Consider the following 24,742-nt stretch of genomic DNA (forward strand, 5'->3'; position numbering starts at 1 on the left):
CATAACTAGAGAGGTCGATCGCCATGCCCGCAACCCAACCCGCCGCGCCCGCCACGACGCGCTTCCTCGACAGCGGCTATGCGCGGGAGGCGCGCTCGCTGCTGTACCAGGCCTATCGCCACGAACCCACCTTCGCCTACCTGTTCGAAGCCGAGCGCCCTGGCTACGACCATCGCGTGCGCGCCACCGTTCGCGAACTGGTGAACCAGCATTTCAGCGAGGACCTGCCGGCGATCGGCCTGCTGGTGGAGGACAGGCTGATCGGTGTCGCGCTGATCGCGCCGCCGCAACGCCGGCTGGAGATCACCGAGAGCTGGGTGTGGCGCATGCGCATGCTGCTGACCACCGGATTGCGCTGCACCCAGCGTTACCTCGACTACCACGCGGCCGTGCTGGCCTGCCTGCCGCCCGGCCCGTTCCACGTCTTGCCGCTGATCGGCATCCATCCGCGCTGCCAGGGCCTGCACTACGGCGAGCAGATGCTCGAGGCCGTGCACGCCTGGTGCGCCGGGGACAGCGCGTCGCAAGGCGTGGTACTGGATACCGGCAACACCCGCTATCTGGAGTTCTATCGGCGCCAGGGTTACCAGGAGATCGGCGAAGTGGCGATCGGGCCGATTCGCGAGCACGTTTTCCTTCATGCGAACGCTCCGGTCGCTGCGCACGACGCCCCCCCGGATCTCCCGGCAGGGGAAAATCTTCGATAATTCGAGGGGTTAGCGCGACCAAGGGTTGCCGGATCGAGCCCGCTTGCATGGTAGCATGCCGGCCCATGATGTCCCGATCCAGCTTCAGCTTCTGCCTATCGTTCTGTTCGCTGCTCAGCACTTTGGTGCTGGCGCAGGAGCAGCTGGACGTGCGCGTGCAGCCGAACAACGCGAAGCTTCGCGGCAATATCCAGGGCTATGTCGGCAGCCTGGAAGGCCGTGACCGGCAGGCGCTGGAACAGCTCACGCGGGTTGCCGAAACCCAGGCACAGCAGGCCGCGCAAGCCCTTGGCTACTACAACGCGCAGATCGACAGCGAAGTCGACCAACGCCAGCCGCCGCGCCTGGTGCTCACCGTGCATCCGGGCGAGCCGGTGCGGCTGCGCAACGTCACCGTCCGCGTCGAAGGTCCGGCCGCGCAGCTGGCCAGCTTTCGCTTGCCCGACCGCGAGATGCTCAAGCCTGGCGCGATACTCGACCACGGCCATTACGAAGACGCGAAGAAGCTCATCGAAAACCAGGCGTCGCGCTTCGGCTTCTTCAGCGGCCGGTTCATCCGGCAGAAGCTGCTGATCGACCCGCGCGAGGGCTTCGCCGATATCGAACTGATCTACGACAGCGGCCCGCGTTACCGGCTCGGCGCGGTCAAGTTCGGCGGCGATGCGCCGCTATCCGAGGACCTGTTGCAACGCCTGGTGCCGTTCAAACGAGGCGATCCCTACGACTCCGAATTGATCGCCGAGCTGAACCAGGCGCTGCAGACCAGCGGCTATTTCGATGCCGTGCGCGTCGACGCCGCGCCCGAGCAGGCACGCGACGAGCAAATCCCGGTGGATGTACGCCTGACCACGCGCAAGCCGCGCACCTTCGGCATCGGTCTCGGCTACTCCACCGACGTCGGCCCGCGCGGCAAGGTCAACTGGACGCGTCATTGGGTGAACCCGCAGGGCCACAGCTACGGCGCAGAACTGGAGCTTTCGGCGCCGCGGCAGAACGTAGGCCTGTGGTACGACATTCCGGGCCAGGCGCCCCTGACCGACAAACTGCGCCTCGCCGCCGGCTATCAGTACGAGGAATTGGCCGACACCGACTCGCTGAGCCGCCTGCTCACAATCGGCCCGGAATGGCACAGCCTGCGACCGAGCGGCTGGACGCGCGTGCTCTCGGTGAAGTGGCAGCGCGAGGAATATCGCCTGGGTGACGACTCCGGGTTGAGCACGCTGCTGATGCCTGGCGCCAGCTACTCGCTGTTGCGCAGCAACAACCGGCTCGACCCCAGCCACGGCTATCGCCTGCAGTTCGACGTATCGGCGGCCAAGGACGGCCTGCTGTCGGACGCCGACCTGGTGCATGTCGAAGGGGCGATCAAGGGCCTGACCACGCTGGCGGACAAGCACCGCTTCCTCGGGCGTCTGCAACTGGGCGGCAACTACACCGACGAATACAAGGCGATTCCGCCGTCGCTGCGCTTCTTCGCCGGTGGCGACCAGACCGTGCGCGGCTACGACTACCAGATGCTCTCGCCGGAAAACTCCGACGGCGACCGCATCGGCGGTCGCTACATGATCGCCGGCAGCCTCGAGTATCAGTACGCGATCGCCGATCGCTGGCGCATCGCGACCTTCGTCGACCAGGGCAACGCGTTCTCATCGCTTGAGCTGCCGTCGCTGAAGACCGGCGTCGGCTTCGGCGTGCGCTGGGTCTCGCCGGTGGGGCCGTTGCGCGTCGACCTCGCGCATCCGCTGGACGGCGACGGCGGCGTACGCCTGCACTTTTCCATGGGCCCCGAACTGTGAAGCGCATCGCCTGGGGAGTGCTCGCCCTGGTACTGCTGCTGGTGCTGGGCCTGACGCTGCTGCTCGGCAGCCAGGCCGGCAGCCGCTGGGCGCTGGCGCAGGTGCCGGGCTTGCAGCTGCAGGGCTTCGACGGCCGGCTCGGCGGCGCCTGGCGCGCCGAGCGGCTGGTCTGGACGCAGGGCGATCGACGCGTCGAGCTGGTCGCGCCGCAGCTGGACTGGTCGCCGGGCTGCCTGCTGCGCCTGACGTTGTGCCTGGACCGCGTGGTCGCCGAGCAGGTGATCCTCGCCTTGCCGCCGTCCACAGACGACGAAGAAGGCCCGGGTGGACTGCCGGATATCGGCCTGCCGCTGTCCCTGCGTCTGGGCGAGGTTCAGATCGGCAGCCTGCTGCTGGACGGACAGGAAGAATTGCGCGGCCTGCGCATGGCCGGGCAATGGACCGGCGAGGGCCTGCGCATCGACTCGCTGAGCGTGCAGCGCGATGCACTTTCCCTGCACCTGCAAGGCCTGCTCACGCCCACCGGCGACTGGCCGCTGAAGGCCGAGGGTTCGCTGTCGCTGCCGGCACCGGGGGAGCAGCCGTGGACGCTGGCGATCACCGTCGATGGCGACCTGCAACGCGAACTGAGCCTGCACGCCGACAGCAGTGGCTACCTGCAGGGCCGGCTGGACGGCCGGGTGAGCCCGCTGGCCGAGCATCTTCCGGCCCGACTGCGGCTGGTGGTGCCGCGCTTCAAGGCCACCGCCGAGTTGCCGGATACCTTGACCCTCGAGGAGCTGGAGCTGACCGCCGAAGGCGATCTGTCCGACGGTTATCGGGTGCTCGGCAACGCCCAACTGGCGGCTCAGGAACAGCCGATCAACCTTGGCCTCAACGGCCATGTCACCGCCGAGGGCGCGCGTATCGAGGCGCTCGACCTCACGGCGAGCGCGGAGCAGCGTCTGGCGCTGACGGGCGAGCTGGACTGGCGCGAAGGGCTGATCGCCGATGCGCACATCGACTGGCAGGATTTTCCCTGGCGCCGGCTGTATGCCGAGATCGACGAACCGCCGGTCGCGCTGAAGACCTTCAAGGGCGATCTGCATTACGACAACGGCAGTTACCTGGGCAACTTCGCCGCCGACCTGCAGGGGCCGGCGGGGCCTTTCAGCCTCAGCAGCCCGCTGAGCGGCGACCTCGAACAGCTGAATTTGCCTTCACTGCGCCTGGTGGCCGGGCAGGGCAACGCCGAAGGGCAGTTGAACCTCGGCTTCGCCGATGGCATCGCCTGGAAGGCGGCGCTGCAGCTCGACCGGTTCGATCCGTCCTACTGGCTCGCCGAGCTGCCCGGTAGCCTGGCCGGTCCGCTGCGCAGCGAAGGCAGCCTGACGAATGGCGAACTGGCACTGAACGCCGACCTGCGACTGGACGGCCGGCTACGCGGACAGACGACCCGGCTGCAACTCGCCGCAGAGGGCGCCGGCGAGCGCTGGAACCTGGCCAACCTCGACCTGCGCGTGGGCGACAACCAGATGCGGGGCAAGGGTCAGCTGGATCAACGCTTGCAGGGGCAACTTGCGCTCGATCTGCCGCGTCTGGGCCAGCTGTGGCCCGAGCTGCAGGGCGCGCTGAACGGCACGTTGAACCTGGCCGGCAGCCTCGCGGCACCGCAGGGCCAGTTGGCGCTGAAAGGCCAGAAGTTGGCGTTCGGCGAGCGCCGCCTGGCCGCGCTGGATCTGGCGGCCACGCTGGATGCGGCGCAGCGCGGCACGCTGACGCTGAACGCCCGCGATATCCACGCTGGCGACACCGCGCTGGGCGATCTGCGCCTGACCGGGCAGGGCGATCGCAAGGATCAGCGCCTCGACCTGAGCCTGGTCGGTCCGCTGCTGCGTACCGCGCTTGGCCTGTCCGGGCGCCTGGATGGCGATGGGACGAAGGGTTGGCACTGGCGCGGCCAGCTCGGCAAAGGCGAAGTCGCCGCCGGCGGCCAGACCTGGACGCTGCGCACGCCCGCACGCCTGGAGCGCCGCGCCGATGGCCGCCTGGAGCTGGGCGCGCACTGCTGGGCCTATGGCGACGCCAGCCTGTGCGGCGAGGAACAGCGGCTGATGCCGGAACTCAGACTGCGCTATCACCTGCGCAATTTCGCCCTCGACGGGCTGGCGCAGTTCCTCCCCGAAGACTTCGCCTGGAAGGGCAAGCTGAACGCTGACCTGCTGCTCGACCTGCCGGCTGCCGGCCCCAGCGGCCACATCCTCGTCGACGCCGGCAATGGCACCCTGCGCGTGCGCGATGGCGACGACTGGGTGGACTTTCCCTACCGGCAGCTGAGCCTGGACAGCCAACTGCAACCCAGCCGGGTAGACACCCAGGTGAGTTTTGCCGGCGGGCCCTTGGGCGAGCTTTCGCTGCACGCACGCATCGACCCTCGGGCGGCAAACAAACCGCTGCGCGGAGAGTTCGCCCTCAGTGGCCTCGACCTGTCGGTGGCGCGGCCGTTCGTGCCCATGGTCGAGCGCCTGGAAGGCTATCTGGACGGTTCCGGCACCTTGTCCGGCGATCTGCAGGAGCCACGCATCGACGGTCGCCTGCAACTGCGCGGCGGCCACGTGTCCGGGGCGGAACTGCCGACGCGCCTGGAAAATCTCCAGGTCCAGGCGCTGATCGCCGGCGAGAACCTGCAGCTCAGTGGCGACTGGAGTGCCGGGCGCGAAGGGCAGGGCAGCATCAGCGGATCACTGGACTGGAGCCGCGCGCTGGACCTCGACCTGCGCATTCGGGGCGATCGTCTACCGGTATCGGTGGCGCCCTATGCCGATCTGGAAGTGGCGCCCGACCTGCAGGTCGCCTTCGATGGCGAGCAACTGGCGCTCAGCGGCAAGGTGCGGGTGCCCCGCGGCAGCATCATCGTTCGCGAGCTGCCACCGTCCACCGTGAAGGTCTCGGCGGACGCCGAAATCGTCGGCGCGGAGGCGCCGGTCAAGGGCGCCTCGCCGGCGCTGCGGATGAACGTCGACGTGGCGGTCGGCGAAGACAAGCTGACCTTCAGCGGCTTTGGCCTGAATGCCGAGCTGGCGGGGCAGATCCACGTTGGCGATAACCTCGATACCCGTGGCGAGCTGAGCCTGAACAAGGGCCGCTACCGCGCCTACGGCCAGCGCCTGACCATCCGCCGCGCGCGCCTGCTGTTCACCGGGCCGATCGACCAGCCCTATCTCGACGTGGAGGCGGTGCGCGTGGTCGACGATGTCACCGCCGGCATCCGTCTCACCGGCAGTGCCTCGGCGCCGCGCAGCGAGGTGTTCTCCGAACCGGCGATGAGCCAGGAGCAGGCGCTGTCCTACCTGGTGCTCGGGCGTCCGCTGGGCGGTGACAGTGGCGACAGCAACATGCTCGCCGAAGCCGCGCTCGGCCTGGGCCTGGCGCAGAGCGCCTCGATTACCGGCGGCCTGGCGCGCAACCTCGGCATCGAGAACTTCCAGCTCGACACCGAAGGCACCGGCAACACCACCAGCGTGGTGGCCAGCGGCAGCCTCACCGATCGCCTCAGCCTGCGCTACGGCGTCGGCGTGTTCGAGCCGGCGAATACCGTGGCGCTGCGTTACGAACTGACCAGGCGGCTGTACCTCGAAGTCGCCAGTGGCCTGGCCAGCTCGCTGGACCTGTTCTACAAGCGCGATTTCTGATTGGACACGTGCGTCCGGGACGCCCATCTAAACGTCGAGCATCTTCATCACCTGTTCCGGATAGCGCCCGCCGGCCACCGCATCGGCCGGGAAGATCGCGTCGATCTGCGCCCGTTCGGCCGCGCTCAGCACGACGTCCAGCGCGCCCACGTTTTCTTCCAGGTATTTGCGCCGCTTGGTGCCGGGAATCGGGATGAGGTCGTCGCCCTGGGCCAGGACCCAGGCCAGGGCCAGTTGCGAGGGCGTCACGCCCCGGGCTTCGGCCAACGCCTTCACCTTCTCCACCAGCAGCAGGTTGCGGGCGAAATTCTCGCCCTGGAAGCGTGGGCTGAAGCGCCGGTAATCGTCTTCGGCGAAGTCCTCAGGCGAGGTCAAGGCGCCGGTGAGGAAGCCCCGTCCCAGTGGACTGTAGGGCACGAAAGCGATGCCCAGGCGCCGACAGGCCGCCAGCGCGCCGTTGCTTTCCGGGTCGCGCGTCCACAGCGAGTACTCGCTTTGCAGCGCGCTGATCGGGTGCACGGCATGGGCGCGCTCCAGGGTCGCCGCCGACGCCTCGCTGAGGCCCAGGTAGCGCACCTTGCCTTCCTTCACCAGCGCGGCCATCGCGCCCACGGTTTCCTCGATCGGCACCTGCGGATCGATACGGTGCTGGTAGTAGAGGTCGAGGTGGTCGACGCGCAAACGCTTGAGGCTGCCTTCGATGGAGGAGCGCACGTACTCCGGGCGCCCGCTGACACCGCGCAGCGCCGGGTTGGCCGGGTCGCGGAGGATGCCGAACTTGCTGGCGAGGAACACCTGGTCGCGTTTGCCGCGAATTGCCTTGCCGATCAGTTCCTCGTTGCTGAACGGCCCATACATGTCGGCGGTGTCGAGCAGGCTGACGCCCAGTTCCAGCGCGCGGTGCAGGGTGGCGACGGATTCCGCTTCGTCGCGTCCGGCGCCGTAGAAATCGCTCATACCCATGCAGCCGAGACCGATGGCGGAAACCTGCGGGCCGTCGTGGCCCAGTTGGCGAGTCTTCATCGAGGGGTTCTCCGTGGGAAATGTCGGTCCAGTGTCTGCCTCACTCCTGGCTGGATAAACCTGCCGAAAACGTATTCACTATTCGTAATTTCTACATAGTGGATGGGTAATGGACCGCTTTCTCGCCATGCAGCTGTTCACTCGTATCGTCGAGATGGGCGCCTTCGGCCGTGCCGGCGAAAGCCTCGGGCTGGCTCCGGCCTCCAGCAGCCAACTGATCAGGCAACTGGAGAGCCACCTCGGCGTGCAACTGCTGCAGCGCACCACCCGCCAGGTCAGCCCGACCGTGGATGGCGCCGAGTTCTACGAGCGCTGCGTGCGCCTGCTGGCGGATCTGGACGACGCCGAGGGCTCGTTTTCCGAGGCGCGGCGCAACCCCCGAGGCAAGCTGCGCATCGACCTGTCGCACTCGCTGGCGCGGCTGGTGGTGATCCCGCGACTCCCGGTGTTCTGCAGCCGCTACCCGCAGATCGAGCTGGAAGTGGGCACCTCGGACCGCACCCTCGACCTGATCCGCGAAGGCGTCGACTGCGTGCTGCGCGGCGGTGCGCCGCTGGACCCCGGGCTGGTGGCGCGACCGGTGACGCAACTGACGCAAATCACCTGCGCCAGCCCGGCGTACCTCGCCACCCAGGGCGTGCCGCGCACGCTGGCGCAGCTCGACGGCCATCGCGCCATCGACTTCATCGGCTCCAGCGGACAGCGCTTCGAGCTGGAGTTCCAGATCGCCGGCGCAACGCAGACGCGGCGCTTGCCGACGCAGATCGCGGTGAACGGAGCGGATGCCTATGTCGCTGCCTGCGAAGCAGGATTGGGCCTTATCCAGGTGCCGGTCTACCACGTCACCGAACAACTGCGCGCCGGCAGCCTGGTGGAAGTCCTCGCCGACTGCCGCCCGCCGGTGTACCCGCTGAGCGTGGTCTACCCGCCGCATCGCCAGCTGTCGCGGCGGGTGAGGGTGTTCGTCGACTGGCTGGTGGAGCTGTTCGAGCAGCCCGACTGGATGGCAGGGCCTGACCGCTGACGGCTGAAAACAGGCGAAAGCGGACGCTTTCCCGGCAGCGCGACCTGCCACATTCTCGCGCGGGCATGATTTACTGAACGCTCCATCCTCCCCACAAGAAGGAAACCTCCCATGCCTCAAGTGACCCGCCGCGGCAGCCCCGTGGACATCGACGGCGAACTGCCGAAGGTCGGCCAGGCCGCGCCCGCATTCAGCCTGGTCAATGGCGACCTCGCCGACGTGACCCTCGAAGCCTTCGCAGGCAAACGCAAGGTGCTGAACATCTTCCCCAGCGTCGATACGCCTACCTGCGCCACCTCGGTACGCAAGTTCAACGCCGAGGCCAGCAAGCTGAACAACACCGTGGTGCTGTGCATCTCCGCCGACCTGCCGTTCGCGCAGAAGCGCTTCTGCGGCGCCGAAGGGCTGGAGAACGTGGTCAACCTGTCGACCCTGCGCGGCCAGGCGTTCCTCCGCGACTACGGCGTCGCCATCGCCAGCGGTCCGATGGCGGGCCTCGCGACTCGCGCGGTGGTGGTGCTGGATGAGAACGACCAGGTGCTGCACAGCGAGCTGGTTCCGGAGATCGGCCAGGAGCCGAACTACCAGGCGGCCATCGGCGTGCTTGCCTGATCCGCCGAAAGCTGACCGAACGGTCCGCTGCGGCGGGCCGTTTTTTGTTTGTGCCTCATACACTTGGAGAGGTAAGTAAAGGGTAAATAGGCGGTAAAGAGCCTTTGCATCGGGGGCAACAGTCCTTATCGTTCAGGCTCCTTCAAATTCCGAATCCTATTCATGTCCGAGCAAACGCCGCCTCCCGCGTTTTACCGTCGCCCGCGCGCCTGGCTGATCGGTATCGTCGTCCTCCTGCTGCTGGCCGCCGTGGCCTGGAAATTCTGGCCCGCCAGCTCCACGTCTACCGACGCGGCGCAGCACACCAGCCGCCGGGGCCCCGGCGGTGCCGGCGTCGGCCGCGGTCCCGGCGGCATGGGAGGTCCGGGCGGCGGGCTGTTCAACAACGAGCCGACCCCGGTACGCGTGGCTGCCGCCCGGCAGGGTGACTTTCCCGTCTACTACAAGGCGCTCGGCACCGTTACCGCGCTGAACACGGTGAGCGTGCGCGGCCGAGTCGATGGCGAACTGGTCAAGGTGGCGTTCGAGGAAGGGCAGAAGGTCAAGGCAGGCGACCTGCTGGCGGTGATCGACCCACGCACCTACCAGATCGCCCTGCAGCAGGCCCAGGGCACCCTGGCGGAAAACCAGGCGCAGCTGAAGAACGCGCAGATCGACTACGACCGTTACCGCGGGCTGTATGCCGAAGACAGCATCGCCAAGCAGACGCTGGACACCCAGGAAGCGCTGGTCAATCAGTACAAAGGCACGCTGCAGGGCAACCAGGCGGCGGTCAACCAGGCCAAGCTGAACCTCGATTTCACCAACGTGCGCGCGCCCATCTCCGGGCGCCTGGGCCTGCGCCAGGTTGACGTCGGCAACCTGGTCGGCTCCAGCGACACCACCGCGCTGGTGACCATCACTCAGACGCAGCCGATCAGCGTCGCCTTCACCCTGCCGGAAAACGAGCTGCCCACGGTGGTCCAGCGCTTCCGCGCCGGCGAGAAGCTCCGCGTCGAGGCCTGGGACCGCGCCGAAACCCGCCTGCAGGCCGAAGGCGTGCTGCAGAGCCTGGACAACCAGATCGACACCACCACCGGCACCCTGAAGTTCAAGGCGCGCTTCGGCAACGACCAGGAAACCCTGTTCCCCAACCAGTTCGTCAACGTGCGGGTACTCGCCGACACGCTGCGCAACGTGGTTCTGGTGCCGACCCCGGCGGTGCAGTTCGGCAATGCCGGCTCCTTCGCCTACGTCATGGACGGCGACGACAAGGTCACCATCCGCACGCTCAAGGTCGGCCCCAACGACGGTGCCAATACGGTGATCCTCGAAGGCCTGGCCAGCGGCGACCGTGTCGTACTGGAGGGTACCGACCGCCTGCGCGAAGGCAGCAAGGTGCTGGTGGTGCATGACAGCGACGCCATGCCGACCTCACCCAGCGAGCAACTGCAGGGCTCGCCGAAAGCCCCTGCGGGCGCTCCCGACGCGGCGGCGAAAGACGCCCGATGAACGTCTCGCGGCTGTTCATACTGCGTCCGGTTGCCACCACGCTGAGCATGCTGGCGATCCTCCTCGCCGGGCTGATCGCCTATCGCATGCTGCCGGTGTCGGCGTTGCCGCAGGTGGACTACCCGACCATCCGCGTCCTCACGCTGTACCCCGGCGCCAGCCCGGACGTGATGACCAGCGCGGTCACCGCGCCGCTGGAGCGCCAGTTCGGGCAGATGCCGGGGCTCGCGCAGATGTCCTCGACCAGCTCCGGCGGCGCCTCGGTGATCACCCTGCGTTTCAGCCTGGCGATGGACCTGGATGTCGCCGAGCAGGAAGTGCAGGCGGCGATCAACTCCGCCAGCAACCTGCTGCCCAACGACCTGCCGGCGCCGCCGGTGTATAACAAGGTCAACCCGGCCGACACCCCGGTGCTTACCGTGGCGGTCAGCTCCAAGACCATGCCGTTGCCCAAGCTGCACGACCTGGTCGACACGCGCATGGCGCAGAAGCTCTCCCAGGTGAACGGCGTCGGCATGGTCAGCCTGGCCGGCGGCCAGCGCCAGGCAGTGCGGGTGAAGGTCAACGCGCAGGCGCTGGCCGCCGCTGGGCTGAACCTGTCCGACGTGCGCACGCTGATCACCTCGTCCAACGTCAACCAGCCGAAGGGCAACTTCGACGGCCCCACGCGCACCTCGATGCTCGATGCCAACGACCAGCTGCGCTCGCCCGAGGAGTACGCCAACCTGATCCTCGGCTACAACGCCGGCGCCGCGCTGCGCCTGCGCGACGTGGCGGAGGTCGTCAGTGGCGCTGAAAACGAGCGCCTCGCCGCCTGGGCCAACCAGAACCAGGCCGTGCTGATCAACATCCAGCGCCAGCCCGGCGCCAACGTCATCCAGGTGGTCGACCGGATCAAGGCGCTGCTGCCGGCGATCACCTCGACCCTGCCTTCGGGGCTCGACGTCACCGTGCTCACCGACCGCACGCAGACCGTGCGCACGGCGGTCAGGGACGTGCAGCACGAGCTGCTGCTGTCCATCGCACTGGTGGTGATGGTCACCTTCCTGTTCCTGCGGCGCTTCTCGGCGACCATCATTCCGTCGATCGCTGTGCCGCTGTCGCTGGTCGGCACCTTCGGCGTGATGTACCTCGCCGGTTTCTCGGTGAACAACCTGACGCTGATGGCGCTGACCATCGCCACCGGTTTCGTGGTGGACGACGCCATCGTCATGCTGGAGAACATCGCGCGATTCGTGGAGGAGGGCGACTCGCCCCTGCAGGCGGCGCTGAAGGGCGCGCGGCAGATCGGTTTCACCCTGATCTCGCTGACCTTCTCGCTGATCGCCGTGCTGATTCCGCTGCTGTTCATGGCCGACGTGGTCGGCCGGCTGTTCCGCGAATTCGCCATCACGCTGGCGGTGGCGATCCTGATTTCCCTGGTGGTCTCGCTGACGCTGACGCCGATGATGTGCGCACGGCTGCTCAAGCGCGAACCGCCGGAAGCCGAGCAGGGCCGTTTCTACCGCGCCAGCGGTGCCTGGATTGACTGGCTGATCGAGCGCTATTCCGGCGGCCTGCGCTGGGTGCTCAGGCATCAGCCGCTGACCCTGCTGGTGGCCGTGGCCACCCTCGGCCTGACCGTGGTGCTCTACCTGGCGGTGCCCAAGGGCTTCTTCCCGGTGCAGGACACCGGGGTCATCCAGGGCATTTCCGAGGCGCCGCAGTCGGTTTCGTTCCGCGCGATGAGCGAGCGCCAGCAGGAGCTGTCGCGGCTGATCCTCGAGGACCCGGCGGTCGCCAGCCTGTCGTCCTACATCGGCGTCGACGGCGACAACGTCACGCTGAACAGCGGTCGCCTGCTGATCAACCTGAAACCGCACGCCGAGCGCGACGTCAGCGCCACCCAGGTGATCGAGCGCCTGCAACCGAAGCTGGCGCAGCTCAGCGACATCCGCCTGTACCTGCAACCGGTCCAGGACCTGACCATCGAGGACCGGGTCAGCCGCACCCAGTTCCAGTTCAGCCTGGAGTCCCCTGACACCGAGCTGCTCAGCGAATGGAACGGCAAGCTGGTGGACGCGTTGCGCCGCCAGCCCGAACTCACCGATGTCGCCAGCGACCTGCAGGGCAAAGGGCTGCAGGTCTACCTGAACGTCGATCGCGACCTCGCCAGCCGGCTCGGGGTGAGCATGAGCGCAATCACCGATGCGCTTTACGACGCCTTCGGCCAGCGGCAGATTTCCACCATCTTCACCCAGTCCAGCCAGTACCGCGTGGTGCTGCAGGCGGCCGCCGGCGAGCAGATCGGCCCGCAGGCGCTGGGGCAGATCCATGTCGCCACCCGCGAGGGCACCCAGGTGCCGCTGTCGAGCCTGGCGCGGATCGAGGAGCGGCAGGCGCAACTGGTGATCAACCACATCGGCCAGTTCCCCTCCAGCACGCTGTCGTTCAACCTCGCCGACGGCGTATCGCTGGGCAAGGCGGTCGAGGTGATCGAGCGCACCCAGCAGGAAATCGGCATGCCGGCCGGCGTGCAGAGCCGCTTCCAGGGCGCCGCCGAGGCCTTCCGCGCCTCGCTGTCGTCGACCCTGCTGCTGATCCTGGCGGCGGTGGTGACCATGTACATCGTGCTTGGCGTGCTCTACGAGAGCTACGTGCATCCGATCACCATCCTCTCGACGCTGCCGTCGGCCGGTGTCGGCGCGTTGCTCGCGCTGCTGCTGACCGGCAACGACCTCGGACTGATCGCGATCATCGGCATCATCCTGCTGATCGGCATCGTCAAGAAGAACGCGATCATGATGATCGACTTCGCCCTCGACGCCGAACGCCACCAGGGCATGGCGCCGGAAGCGGCGATCTACCAGGCGGCGCTTCTGCGCTTCCGGCCGATCCTCATGACCACCCTGGCGGCACTGTTCGGCGCGGTGCCGCTGATGCTCGCCAGCGGTTCGGGCGCGGAGCTGCGCCAGCCGCTGGGCCTGGTGATGGTCGGCGGGCTGCTGGTCAGCCAGGTGCTGACGCTGTTCACCACGCCGGTGATCTACCTGTACTTCGACCGCCTGGCCACGCGTTTCCGCCGGCCGCGAGGCGAAGAAGGCGAGGTTCCGGCATGAACGCGTCGATGACCCTGCGATGAACCTTTCCGCGCCCTTCATCCGCCGGCCGGTGGCGACCATGCTGCTGAGCCTGGCGATCCTCCTGCTCGGCAGCCTCAGCTTCGGCCTGCTGCCGGTGGCGCCGCTGCCGCAGATCGACTTCCCGGTGATCACCGTGCAGGCCAACCTGGCGGGGGCGAGCCCGGAGATCATGGCGTCCAGCGTCACCACGCCGCTGGAGCGCTCGTTCGGCAGCATTGCCGGCATCACCCAGATGACCAGCCGCACCAGCCAGGGCTCGACGCGGATCATCCTGCAGTTCGAGGCGGACCGGGACATCAACGGCGCCGCGCGCGACGTGCAGGCGGCCATCAACGCCTCGCGCAACCTGTTGCCCAGCGGCATGCGCAGCATGCCCACCTACCGCAAGGTGAACCCTTCGCAAGCGCCGATCATGGTGCTCTCGCTGACCTCCGACGTGCTACAGAAGGGCCAGCTGTACGACCTGGCCTCAACCATCCTGGCGCAGAGCCTGTCGCAGGTGACCGGCGTCGGCGAAGTGCAGATCGGCGGCAGCTCATTGCCGGCGGTGCGCGTCGAGCTGGAGCCGCAGCTGCTCTACCAGTACGGGGTTTCCCTCGACGAGGTGCGCAGCGCGATCACCGCCGCCAACGTGCGGCGGCCGGTCGGCGCGGTGGAGAACGACCAGCACAACTGGCAGATCCAGGCCAACGACCAGCTCGAGCGCGCCGCCGACTACGAGCCGGTGATCATCCATTACCAGGACGGCGCGGCGCTGCGCCTGCGCGATGTGGCGAAGGTCAGCGACGGCGTCGAGGACCGCTACAACAGTGGCTTCTACAACGACGAATCGGCCGTGCTGCTGGTGGTCAACCGGCAGGCCGGGGCGAACATCATCGAGACCATCCGCTCGATCAAGGACCAGCTCCCGGCGTTGCAGGCGGTGCTCCCGGCGAGCGTCAAGCTGAACCTGGCGATGGACCGCTCGGCGACCATTCGCGCGACTCTGCACGAAGCCGAGCGCACCCTGCTGATCGCCGTGGCGCTGGTGATCCTGGTGGTGTTCCTGTCGCTGGGCAACCTGCGTGCCTCGCTGATTCCGGCGCTGGCCGTGCCGGTGTCGCTGATCGGCACCTTCGCCGTGATGCACCTGGCCGGCTTCTCGCTGAACACGCTGTCGCTGATGGCGCTGATTCTTGCCGCCGGGCTGGTGGTGGACGACGCCATCGTGGTGCTGGAGAACATCGCCCGGCACATCGACAACGGCGAGCCGCCGTTCCGCGCGGCGCTGCTGGGCACCAAGGAAGTCGGTTTCACCCTGCTGTCGATGAACCTGTCGCTGGTCGCGGTGTTCGTCTCGATCCTGTTCATGGGCGGCATCGTCGGCCAGCTGTTCAAGGAGTTCTCGATCACCCTGGCGGCGGCGATCATCGTCTCGTTGGTGGTCTCGCTGACGCTCACGCCGATGCTCTGCGCGCGCTGGCTGAAACCCCACGACCCGGCACGGCAAAGCCGCCTGCAACGCTGGAGCGAGGCGCAGCACCAGCGTCTGGTGCGTTTCTACGACCGCACGCTGGGCTGGGTACTGCGCCATCCGAAGCTGACGCTGCTGAGCCTGCTGGCCACGGTGGTGCTCAACGTCTACCTGTACGTCGCGGTGCCGAAGACCTTCATGCCGCAGCAGGACACCGGCCAGCTGACCGGTTTCATCCGCGGCGACGACGGCCTCTCGTTCAGCGTCATGCAGCCGAAGATGGAGACCTTCCGCCGCTCGCTGCTCAAGGACCCCGCGGTGGAAAGCGTCGCCGGCTTCATCGGCGGCAACGGCGGGACCAACAACGCCTTCATGATCGTCCGGCTGAAACCGATGAAGGAACGTTCGCTGTCCGCGCAGCAGGTCATCGAGCGGCTGCGCAAGAACATGCCCAAGGTTCCCGGCGGCCGGCTGATGTTGATGGCGGACCAGGACCTGATGTTCGGCGGCTCGCGCGAGCAGGACAGTTCGCAGTACCAGTACCTGCTGCAGACCGACGAGCTGAACCTGCTGCGCAAATGGCTGCCGCAGGTCGCGGCGGCGCTCAAGGCGCTGCCCGAACTGACCGCGATCGACGCCAACGACGGTGGCGGCACCCAGCAGGTGACCCTGCAGGTCAATCGTGACGAAGCCCGGCGCCTGGGCGTGGACATGGCGATGGTCAGCGCCGCGCTGAACAACGCCTACAGCCAGCGGCAGATTTCCACCATCTACGACAGCCTCAACCAGTACCAGGTGGTGATGGAGGTCAACCCGAAATACGCCCAGGACCCGAAGACCCTGGAGCAGGTCTACCTGGTCACCGCGGAGGGTGGGCGCGTACCGCTATCGGCAGTGGCCAGCTACTCCAACAGCCTGGCGGACGACCGGGTCAACCATGAGGGCCAGTTCGCCTCGGAAGCGATTTCCTTCGACCTGGCGCCCGGCGTCAGCCTGGATGCGGCCACCGTCGCCATCGACAAGGCGGTGGCGGCGATCGGCATGCCCACCGAAGTGATCGGCCGCCTCGGCGGCGCCGGCGACGCCTTCAAGAACACCCAGCAGAATCAGCCGTGGATGATCCTGGCCTCGCTGGTGCTGGTCTACCTGGTGCTCGGCATCCTCTACGAAAGCTACATCCACCCGCTGACCATCCTCTCGACGCTGCCGTCGGCTGGGGTCGGGGCGCTGCTGACAATCATCCTGATCCGCGGCCAGTTCAGCCTCATCTCGCTGCTCGGGCTATTCCTGCTGATCGGCATCGTCAAGAAGAACGCGATCATGATGATCGACCTCGCGCTGCAACTGGAGCGCGAGGGACAGTCGCCGGCGGAGTCGATCCGCCAGGCCTGCCTGCTGCGTCTGCGGCCGATCCTGATGACCACGCTGGCGGCGATCCTCGGCGCCTTGCCGCTGCTGATCGGCGGCACCGAGGGCGCGGAAATGCGCCAGCCGCTGGGTGTCACCATCGTCGGCGGTCTGGTGCTGAGCCAGATCCTCACCCTCTACACCACCCCGGTGGTCTACCTGTCCCTCGACCGCCTGCGCCACCGCTTCAATCGCTGGCGCGGCGTGCGTACCGATGCCGCCCTGGATACTCCGCTATGAGCCTTTCGCACCCGCCGCTTCGTCCCGTCGCGCTCGCCCTGTTCGTATTGCTGTCCGGCTGCGCCCTGGGGCCGGACTACCAGCGGCCGTCCGTGGACACCCCGGCGCAGTTCAAGCAGGCGCAGGGCTGGAAAGCCGCGACGCCGGCGGATGCGCTGGAGCGGGGCGCCTGGTGGGAGCTGTATGGCGACGCCGAGCTGAATACGCTGGTGGAGAAGCTCAACGTCTCCAACCAGAACGTCGCCGCGTCCGAGGCCGCCTACCGCCAGGCACGCGCCCTGGTGCAAAGCGCGCGGGCGGCGTTCTATCCGACGCTGTCGGCCAACACCAGCATGACCCGCTCGGGGCAGGGTGGCGGCAGCAACACGGTGCGCACCTCGGACGGTTCGGTGATCACCAGCTCGGGCGGCGGCGGCATCTCCAAGAGCTACAACGCGAATCTCGGGGTGAGCTGGGAGCTGGACGTCTGGGGCCGCCTGCGCCGTGGGCTGGAGGCCGACCGCGCGAGCGCCGAGGCGAGCCTCGCCGACCTCGCGGCGGCGCGCCTGAGCCTGCAATCGGAACTGGTGCAGAACTACCTGCAACTGCGCGTGATGGATGAACAGAAACGTCTGCTGGATGCCACCGTGGCGGCCTATCAGCGCTCGCTGCGGCTGACGCAGAACCAGTACAACGCCGGCATCGTGCCGAAGTCCGACGTCAGCCAGGCGCTGACCCAGTTGAAGAGCACCCAGGCGCAGTCCATCGACCTCGACTGGCAACGCGCGCAGCTGGAACACGCCATCGCCGTGCTCACCGGCGCGCCGCCGGCGGAGTTTTCCATCGCCGTGCGCGAGTCGATTCCACAGCTGCCGGCGGTTCCCCTGGAACTGCCTTCGGAACTGCTCGAGCGGCGCCCGGACATCGCCTCCGCCGAGCGCAGCGTGATCGCCGCCAACGCGCAGATCGGCGTGGTCAAGGCCGCCTATTTCCCCGACCTGAGCTTGTCCGCCAACGGCGGCTACCGCAACGACAGCTTCGCCGACTGGATCAACGTGCCGAACCGCTTCTGGTCGCTCGGCCCGTCGCTGGCGCTGACCCTGTTCGACGGCGGTGCCCGCGCCGCCGAACTGGAGCGCAGCCGCGCCGGCTACGATCAGACCGTCGCGCAGTATCGCCAGGCAGTGCTCGACGGCTTCCGCGAGGTGGAGGACTACCTGGTGCAGCTGCAGGTGCTCGAGCGCGAATCCGGCTACCAGCGCGAGGCCCTCGACGCCGCCCGCGAATCCCTGCGCCTGATCGAAAACCAGTACAAGGCCGGCACCGTGGATTACAACGACGTCGTCAGCGTGCAGGCCACCACGCTGTCCAACGAGCGCACCAACCTGACCCTGTTGGGCAGCCGGCTTACCGCCAGCGTGCAACTGATCGCCGCGCTGGGCGGCGGCTGGAGTTCGGACCAATTGAGCGAAGAGCCGGCGGCGAAGTAACGGGAAACCCCTGCGGGGCAGCGGTGGGCTGAAGCCCACCCTACACACCCGAGCAACCGTAGGGTGGGCTTCAGCCCACCATCCGTACTGATCGCCGCGCTGGGCGGCGGCTGGAGTTCGGACCAGTTGAGCGAAGAGCCGACGGCGAAGTAACGGGAAACCTCTGCGCGGCAGCGGTGGGCTGAAGCCCACCCTACACGCCCCGGCAACCGTAGGGTGGGCTTCAGCCCGCCATTCGCACTGATCGCCGCGCTGGGCGGCGGCTGGAGTTCGGACCAATTGAGCGAAGAGCCGGCGGCGAAGTAACAGGGAAACCTTTGCAGGGGCAGCGGTGGGCTGAAGCACACCCTACACGCCCGAGCAACCGTAGGGTGGGCTTCAGCCCACCATCCGCACTTCAGCCACGATCCTCACTTCCGTCCTCCGCCGCTTCCTTCTCGATCCAGCGCAGGAACGCCTGCACCGCCGGTTGCCGCTCCCGTCCGGGTACGCACACCGCGCGGTACTGCGGGCCAGGCAGGGTGACGTCGCTGCGATAGGGCTGCAGCAGGCCAGTGGCGACGCTGTCCGAGGCCAGCACCGAGCTGGCCAGCACCAGGCCCTGGCCGGAGATCGCCGCCTGCAGCGCATAGTGCTCGTCCGGGTAATCGCGCCGCGCGGCCTGCGCCACCCAGTCCTCGCCGATGGCCGCGTTCCAGTCTTCCCAACTCGGCAGCTCGCCGACCTGCGGCGTGGTCCAGGCCACGTTGATCAGCTCCACCCCGGCTTCCGGCAGGCTCGCCAGCAACTGCGGCGTGCCGTAGGCGCAGAAGTGTTCGCTCATCAGCGGGAAGCGCAGCAACTGCGGAACCTCCTCGAAACCGCAGCGGATCGCCAGGTCGATGCTGGCATCGCGCTGCAGGTCGGCGAGGCCGTTGCTGGTCTCGATGCGCACACGGATCTGCGGGTGCTTGCGGTAGAAGCGGCCGAGGCGGGGAATCAGCCAGAGCGCCGCGAACGCCGGGGTGGTGGTCAGGCTCAGGCTGTCGTCTCGGCTCACCGGCTGGAAGCTTTCCAGGCTGCGGCTGATCTCCAGAAAGGCGCCGTGCAGGCTGCGCTGCAGGCGCTCGCCGTCGGCGCTGAGGCTGACGCGCCGGCCAAGGCGCTCGAACAGCGAAACCCCGAGCAGTTCCTCCAGCGCACGAATCTGGTGGGACACCGCGGTGGGGGTGACGCAGAGCTCTTCGGCGGCGCCCTTGAAGCTGCCGAGGCGCGCGGCGGACTCGAAGGTGCGCAGGGCGGTGAGCGGCAAACGGGCGAACACGGCAATCCCTCGGATGATTTTAATTCACCTGAAGAGACTACAGCTCATTTGTCCCTCGCGCACCGCCCGCATAGAGTCAGGTCCATGAGCGCAGCTGATTCGCCGCGCAGCACCGAACGTGGAGATGAAATCATGCAAGGCACCAAACGAAAGGTCGTCCAGGCGCTGCTTTACGAGCTTTGCGCGATGGGTTTCGTGTCGCCCGCGATCGCGTTCGCCTTCGACCGCAGCATGAGTTATTCGGGGATTCTGGCGGTGATGCTGTCATCCATCGCGATGTCCTGGAACATGCTGTTCAACGCCCTGTTCGAGCGCTGGGAAGCGCGCCAGCCGAGTCGCGAACGCACCCTGCGCCGGCGCCTGCTGCATTCGCTGGGTTTCGAGGGCGGCCTGACCCTGCTGCTGGTCCCGGTGATGGCCTGGTGGCTGGAGATCAGCCTGGTCGCCGCGCTGTTCACCGATATTGGTCTGCTGGCGTTCTTCTTCGCCTACGCGTTCGTCTTCCAGTGGTGTTTCGACCGCCTGTTCGGCGTGCCGGACTCGGCGCGCGACGTGCCGGAGTGCGCCTGAACGTCCGCCGTAGGTGCGCCGTGCGCACCGAATCATGCGAAGTGGTCCCTGGTGCGCATGGCGCACCCTACGTCTGGTTCTCCGCTGCCCGTAGGGTGCGCCGCGCGCACCGGGTTACGCCCAACAGGCTTCACTTTTTCCCAGGCCAAAAAAAACCCCACGGCCAGGAGCGGTATCCGTGAGGTTGGAAAACGCCGGCCAGGGGCAGCCGGCTCGGAGGAGCTCGATTAGCCCTGCAGTTGCCACCCGCCGCCGAGGGCCTTGTAGATGGAAACGATGCCGCGATAGAGGTCGATCTCGGCCTGCGCCTGCGCGTCTTCGGCGGCCAGGCGCTCGCGTTCGGCGTCCAGCAGCACGAGAAAGTCGACGGTACCTTCGCGGTAGCGAATGCCGGCCTGCTCGGCCGCCGCGCGGCTGGCTTCGGACTGGCGGATCAGCGCGAGCAGGCGTTGCTGGGTCTTGCCGTAGTCGCTGAAGGCGTTTTCCGACTCTTCCAGCGCCAGCAATACCTGCTGCTCGTAGTTGGCCAGCGCGCCTTCGCTGTCGGCCTTGGCGCCGCGCAGACGGGCACGCACGCTGCCGAGGTCGAAGGCCGCCCAAGTGATCGTCGGGCCGAGGCCCCAGGCCTGCGCCGCGCTGGAGCCGATCTGCGAGCCACGCCCGGCGGTGAAGCCGAGGAACCCGGACAGGCTGACCCGCGGGAACAGGTCCGCGGTGGCCACGCCGATGTTGGCGGTGGAGGCCGCCAGTTGGCGCTCGGCTGCACGCACGTCCGGACGGCGGCGCAGCAGCTCGGCCGGATCGCCCACCGGCAGCGCCTTGGAAATGCTCGGCAGCTTCTTCGGCGAGAGGTCGACGGTCAGCTCGGCGGGACGCTCGCCGAGCAGGGTGGCGATGCGGTTGCGCGCGCGGACCTGTTCGGCCTGCAGCACCGGCAGGCTGGCCTCGACGGCGGCGACCCGCGCATCGGAACGCAGCACGTCCAGCTCGCTGCCGACGCCGGCGTCGCGCAGATCGACAGTGACGCCACGCGAGGCGCGCTGGTTCTTCAGGTTGTCGCTGGCGATCTGCTCGCGCAGCTGGGCACCGCGCAGGTCGCCGTAGGCATCCACCAGTTCGGCGATCAGGCTGACCTGCAGTTGGTACAGCTCCGCTTCGGAGACCTCGATCTGCGCTTCGCTGGCTTCCAGCTGGCGCTGGATACGACCGAACAGGTCGACCTCCCAGGCCATGTCCAGGCCCAGGTCGTAGCGCTCGACGTTGACCCGGTCGGTGGTCTGGCCCGGCTGCTGCGCCTTGCCGACTTCCGAACTGGCGCGGCTGGTGACGGTGGGCAGGTTGTCGTTGGCGACGTCGTCGCGGATCGCCCGGGCCGCCTTGAGGCGGGCGAAGGCGACGCGCAGCTCGCGGTTCTGGCCGAGCGCCTCGGTGACCAGCGAATCGAGGATCGGGTCCTCGAACTGCTGCCACCAGGCGGCCTCGAAACGGCTGTGGTCATAGTCAGTGCTCTGCGCGGCGGTGACCAGCGACGCCTCGGTCTGCGGCGCCTTGTAGTCCGGGCCCACCGCACAGGCGCTCAGCGCCAGGACGAGCAGGGTAGGGGCGAAGATCGCTTTCATGCGTGCAGCTCCTGCGAACGGGCCTTGCGGGCCTCGCGCTTCTCGACGAAGGCGCGGATCAGTACATAGAACACCGGGGTCAGCAGCAGGCCGAAGAAGGTCACGCCGAGCATCCCGGAGAACACCGCGACACCCATGGCGTGGCGCATCTCGGCGCCAGCGCCGGAGGAAAGCACCAGCGGCACCACACCCATGATGAAGGCGATGGAGGTCATCAGGATCGGCCGCAGACGCAGGCGGCAGGCTTCCAGGATCGCCGCCATGCGGTCCATGCCTTCTTCCTGCTTGTCCTTGGCGAACTCGACGATGAGGATCGCGTTCTTGCACGCCAGGCCCACCAGTACGATCAATCCGATCTGGGTGAAGATGTTGTTGTCGCCACCGGAGAGGATCACCCCGCTGATCGCCGATACCAGCGTCATCGGCACGATAAGGATCACCGCCAGCGGCAGGCTCCAGCTTTCGTACTGCGCGGCGAGCACCAGGAACGCCAGCAGCACGCAGAGCGGGAAGACGAACAGCGCGGTATTGCCGGCGAGGATCTGCTGGTAGGTCAGGTCGGTCCACTCGTAGGTGATGCCGATTGGCAGTTCTTCCTTGAGCAGGCGACTGATCGCCGCTTCCGCCTGGCCGGAGCTGTAGCCCGGCGCCGGTGCACCGTTGATCTCGGCGGTGACGAAACCGTTGTAGTGCATGACCCGGTCGGGACCGGAGGTACCGTCGACCTTGACGAAGCTGGACAGCGGGATCATCTCGCCACGGTCGTTGCGCACCTTCAGCTGGCCGATCTGCTCGGGCTCCAGGCGGAACTGCTGCTCGGCCTGCACGTTGACCTGGTAGGTCCGGCCAAAACGGTTGAAGTCGTTGGCATACAGCGAACCGAGGTAGACCTGCAGGGTGTCGAAGATGTCGCTGATCGCCACGCCGTGGGTCTTGGCCTTGTCGCGGTCGATCGCGGCCTCGACCTGCGGCACGTTAACCTGATAGCTGGAGAACACCGACATGGGTGCCAGTTCAGGCAGCTGACGGGCCTTGTTGATGACGTTCTGGGTCTGCTTGTACAGCTCGTCGTAACCGAGGTTGCCGCGGTCCTGCACCTGCAGGCGGAAGCCACCGATGGTGCCCAGGCCCATGACCGGCGGCGGCGGGAAGATCGCGATGTAGGCATCCTGGATCCCTGCGTACTGCGCGTTCATGTCGGCGACGATCGAGGCGGCGGACAGCGAAGGGTCCTTGCGCTGGTCGAAATCCTTGAGCGCGAAGAACACCACGCCGCTGTTCGGGCTGTTGGTGAAGCCGTTGATGTTCAGGCCGGGGAAGGCAACGCTGTGGTCGATGCCGGGGTTCTTCAGCGCCAGCTCGGACATCTTGCGGATCACCGACTCGGTGCGGTCGAGGCTCGCCGCATCGGGCAACTGGGCGAAGGCCACCAGGTACTGCTTGTCCTGCTGCGGCACGAAGCCGGTCGGCGTGCTGGCGAAACCCGCCCAGCCGAGGCCGAGCAGCCCGAGGTAGACCACCAGGGCGATGCCGCTGCCGCGCAAAACGCGCTTCACGGTGCCGACGTAGCCGTTGCTGGCGCGGTCGAAGAAGCGGTTGAACGGACGGAACAGCCAGCCACCGAAGATCGTGTCCAGGACACGCGAGAAGCGGTCCTTCGGCGCATCGTGGTCACGCAGCAGCACCGCGGCCAGGGCCGGCGAGAGGGTCAGCGAGTTGAACGCCGAGATAATCGTCGAGATGGCGATGGTCAGCGCGAACTGCTTGTAGAACTGCCCCGTGAGGCCGGAAATGAACGCGGTCGGCACGAACACGGCGCACAGCACCAGCGCGGTGGCGATGATCGGCCCGGTGACTTCGCCCATGGCTTTCTTGGTCGCTTCGACCGGTTTCAGCCCGAGACCGATGTTCCGCTCGACGTTTTCCACCACCACGATGGCGTCGTCCACCACGATGCCGATCGCCAGCACCAGGCCGAACAGCGACAGCGCGTTGAGCGAAAAGCCGAACATGTGCATGACCGCGAAGGTGCCGATCAGCGAGACCGGCACGGCGGCCAGCGGGATGATCGAGGCACGCCAGGTCTGCAGGAACAGGATCACCACCAGCACCACCAGCAGCAGCGCTTCGAACAGCGTGTGCACCACCGCCTCGATGGAGCCGCGGACGAAGATGGTCGGGTCGTAGACGATCGAATAGTCCATGCCCTGCGGGAAGGATTTCTTCAGCTCGGCCATCTTCGCGCGGACCTGGTTGGACACCTCGATGGCGTTCGAGCCCGGACGCTGGAAGATCGGGATGGCCACGGCCGGCTGGTTGTCCAGCAGCGAACGCAGGGCGTACTGGGCGGAACCCAGCTCGACCCGTGCGATGTCGCGCAGGCGGGTGATCTCGCCGTTCGGGCCGCTGCGGATGATGATGTTCTCGAACTCCTCCTCGCTGACCAGGCGACCCTGGGTGTTCACCGACAGCTGGAAGCTGGTGTCGCCGGGCGACGGCGGCGCGCCGAGCTGGCCGGCGGCGACCTGGCGGTTCTGCTCGCGGATCGCGGTGACCACGTCGGTGGCGGTCAGGTTGCGCTGGGCGACCTTGGCCGGATCCAGCCACACCCGCAGCGAGTACTCGCCAAGGCCGAACAGCTGCACGTCACCGACGCCGCCGAGGCGGGCCAGTTCGTCCTTCACGTTGAGCACCGCGTAGTTCGACAGGTAGAGCATGTCGTAGCGGTCATCCGGCGAGGTCAGGTGGACCACCATGGTCAGCTCGGGCGAGCTCTTGTCCACGGTGATGCCGATCCGGGTGACTTCCTCGGGCAGCTTGGGCTGGGTCCGCGTCACGCGGTTCTGCACCTGCACCTGGGCGTTGTCCAGGTCGGTGCCGAGGGCGAAGGTCACGGTCAGCGTCATCTTGCCGTCGGCGGTGGCCTGGGACGACATGTAGAGCATGCCTTCGACGCCGGTGATCGCCTGTTCCAGCGGCGCGGCGACGGTTTCGCCGATCACCTTGGGGTTGGCGCCCGGGAAGTTGGCGCGCACCACCACGGTGGGCGGCACGACTTCCGGGTACTCGCTGATCGGCAGCTGGAACAGCGAGATGGCGCCGCCGATCAGGATGATCAGCGACAGCACCGCGGCGAAGATCGGCCGCTGGATGAAGAACTGGGAGAAGTTCATCGGGGTATTCCTTTGCGAAACGAACAGGCACAGCCGTTCCCCGCCCCCTCGGATCGAGAGAA

General features: G+C 67.3%; 14 protein-coding genes. 10 read left to right on the plus strand and 4 right to left on the minus strand.

Annotated elements, in window-relative coordinates:
* Positions 1 to 23 precede the first annotated feature (23 nt).
* The 3 genes from B3E91_RS16485 to B3E91_RS16495 all read left to right on the plus strand — a co-directional run bounded on the left by B3E91_RS16485 (position 24) and on the right by B3E91_RS16495 (position 6,174).
* On the plus strand, positions 24 to 707 hold the full coding sequence (locus tag B3E91_RS16485; protein ID WP_287030537.1) for a GNAT family N-acetyltransferase: 684 nt from the start codon (positions 24 to 26) through the stop codon (positions 705 to 707).
* 68 nt (positions 708 to 775) lie between these two features.
* Positions 776 to 2,503, plus strand: coding sequence for an autotransporter assembly complex protein TamA (locus tag B3E91_RS16490; RefSeq protein WP_287030575.1), 1,728 nt, complete (start codon positions 776 to 778; stop codon positions 2,501 to 2,503).
* Positions 2,500 to 6,174 (plus strand): translocation/assembly module TamB domain-containing protein, encoded by a 3,675-nt coding sequence (locus B3E91_RS16495; RefSeq protein WP_287030538.1) that lies wholly within the window; start codon positions 2,500 to 2,502, stop codon positions 6,172 to 6,174. Before B3E91_RS16490 ends, B3E91_RS16495 begins: the two co-directional genes overlap by 4 nt.
* A gap of 27 nt (positions 6,175 to 6,201) precedes the next feature.
* On the opposite strand, the gene B3E91_RS16500 is transcribed toward B3E91_RS16495, so the two are convergent.
* Positions 6,202 to 7,197 (minus strand): aldo/keto reductase, encoded by a 996-nt coding sequence (locus tag B3E91_RS16500; protein WP_090230814.1) that lies wholly within the window; start codon positions 7,195 to 7,197, stop codon positions 6,202 to 6,204.
* A gap of 109 nt (positions 7,198 to 7,306) precedes the next feature.
* Here B3E91_RS16500 and B3E91_RS16505 point away from each other — a divergent pair, with 109 nt between their 5' ends.
* The 6 genes from B3E91_RS16505 to B3E91_RS16530 all read left to right on the plus strand — a co-directional run bounded on the left by B3E91_RS16505 (position 7,307) and on the right by B3E91_RS16530 (position 18,015).
* Complete coding sequence (locus B3E91_RS16505) at positions 7,307 to 8,221, plus strand: LysR family transcriptional regulator (protein ID WP_287030540.1); 915 nt, start codon at positions 7,307 to 7,309, stop codon at positions 8,219 to 8,221.
* Between the two features lie 111 nt (positions 8,222 to 8,332).
* Positions 8,333 to 8,833 (plus strand): thiol peroxidase, encoded by a 501-nt coding sequence (gene tpx / locus B3E91_RS16510; RefSeq protein WP_287030541.1) that lies wholly within the window; start codon positions 8,333 to 8,335, stop codon positions 8,831 to 8,833.
* 162 nt (positions 8,834 to 8,995) lie between these two features.
* Entirely contained in the window at positions 8,996 to 10,324 is a 1,329-nt protein-coding gene (locus B3E91_RS16515; protein WP_286786080.1) for an MdtA/MuxA family multidrug efflux RND transporter periplasmic adaptor subunit, read from the plus strand.
* Positions 10,321 to 13,422, plus strand: coding sequence for an MdtB/MuxB family multidrug efflux RND transporter permease subunit (locus tag B3E91_RS16520; RefSeq protein WP_287030544.1), 3,102 nt, complete (start codon positions 10,321 to 10,323; stop codon positions 13,420 to 13,422). Before B3E91_RS16515 ends, B3E91_RS16520 begins: the two co-directional genes overlap by 4 nt.
* A 19-nt stretch (positions 13,423 to 13,441) precedes the next feature.
* A complete protein-coding gene (locus tag B3E91_RS16525; protein ID WP_287030545.1) occupies positions 13,442 to 16,546 on the plus strand; it encodes an efflux RND transporter permease subunit in 3,105 nt (1,034 codons plus the stop codon).
* Complete coding sequence (locus B3E91_RS16530; protein ID WP_287030546.1) at positions 16,543 to 18,015, plus strand: efflux transporter outer membrane subunit; 1,473 nt, start codon at positions 16,543 to 16,545, stop codon at positions 18,013 to 18,015. The genes B3E91_RS16525 and B3E91_RS16530 overlap by 4 nt, the downstream gene beginning before the upstream one ends.
* Positions 18,016 to 18,412: 397 nt before the next feature.
* Here the strand turns inward: B3E91_RS16530 and B3E91_RS16535 are convergent, their stop codons facing one another.
* Positions 18,413 to 19,318 (minus strand): LysR substrate-binding domain-containing protein, encoded by a 906-nt coding sequence (locus tag B3E91_RS16535; protein WP_287030547.1) that lies wholly within the window; start codon positions 19,316 to 19,318, stop codon positions 18,413 to 18,415.
* Between the two features lie 132 nt (positions 19,319 to 19,450).
* On the opposite strand from B3E91_RS16535, the gene B3E91_RS16540 reads away from it, so the two are divergent.
* Positions 19,451 to 19,888 carry a PACE efflux transporter gene (locus B3E91_RS16540; protein ID WP_287030548.1) on the plus strand — a complete coding sequence of 146 codons (438 nt, stop codon included), beginning with the start codon at positions 19,451 to 19,453 and terminating at the stop codon, positions 19,886 to 19,888.
* Between the two features lie 227 nt (positions 19,889 to 20,115).
* On the opposite strand, the gene B3E91_RS16545 is transcribed toward B3E91_RS16540, so the two are convergent.
* Complete coding sequence (locus B3E91_RS16545; RefSeq protein ID WP_287030549.1) at positions 20,116 to 21,507, minus strand: efflux transporter outer membrane subunit; 1,392 nt, start codon at positions 21,505 to 21,507, stop codon at positions 20,116 to 20,118.
* Positions 21,504 to 24,680, minus strand: coding sequence for an efflux RND transporter permease subunit (locus tag B3E91_RS16550; protein WP_090230789.1), 3,177 nt, complete (start codon positions 24,678 to 24,680; stop codon positions 21,504 to 21,506). The genes B3E91_RS16545 and B3E91_RS16550 overlap by 4 nt, the downstream gene beginning before the upstream one ends.
* Positions 24,681 to 24,742: the final 62 nt, after the last annotated feature.

The sequence above is a fragment of the Pseudomonas sp. UBA6310 genome, from assembly GCF_002438225.1.
In the GTDB taxonomy this organism is placed as follows: Bacteria; Pseudomonadota; Gammaproteobacteria; order Pseudomonadales; family Pseudomonadaceae; genus Pseudomonas_O; species Pseudomonas_O kuykendallii.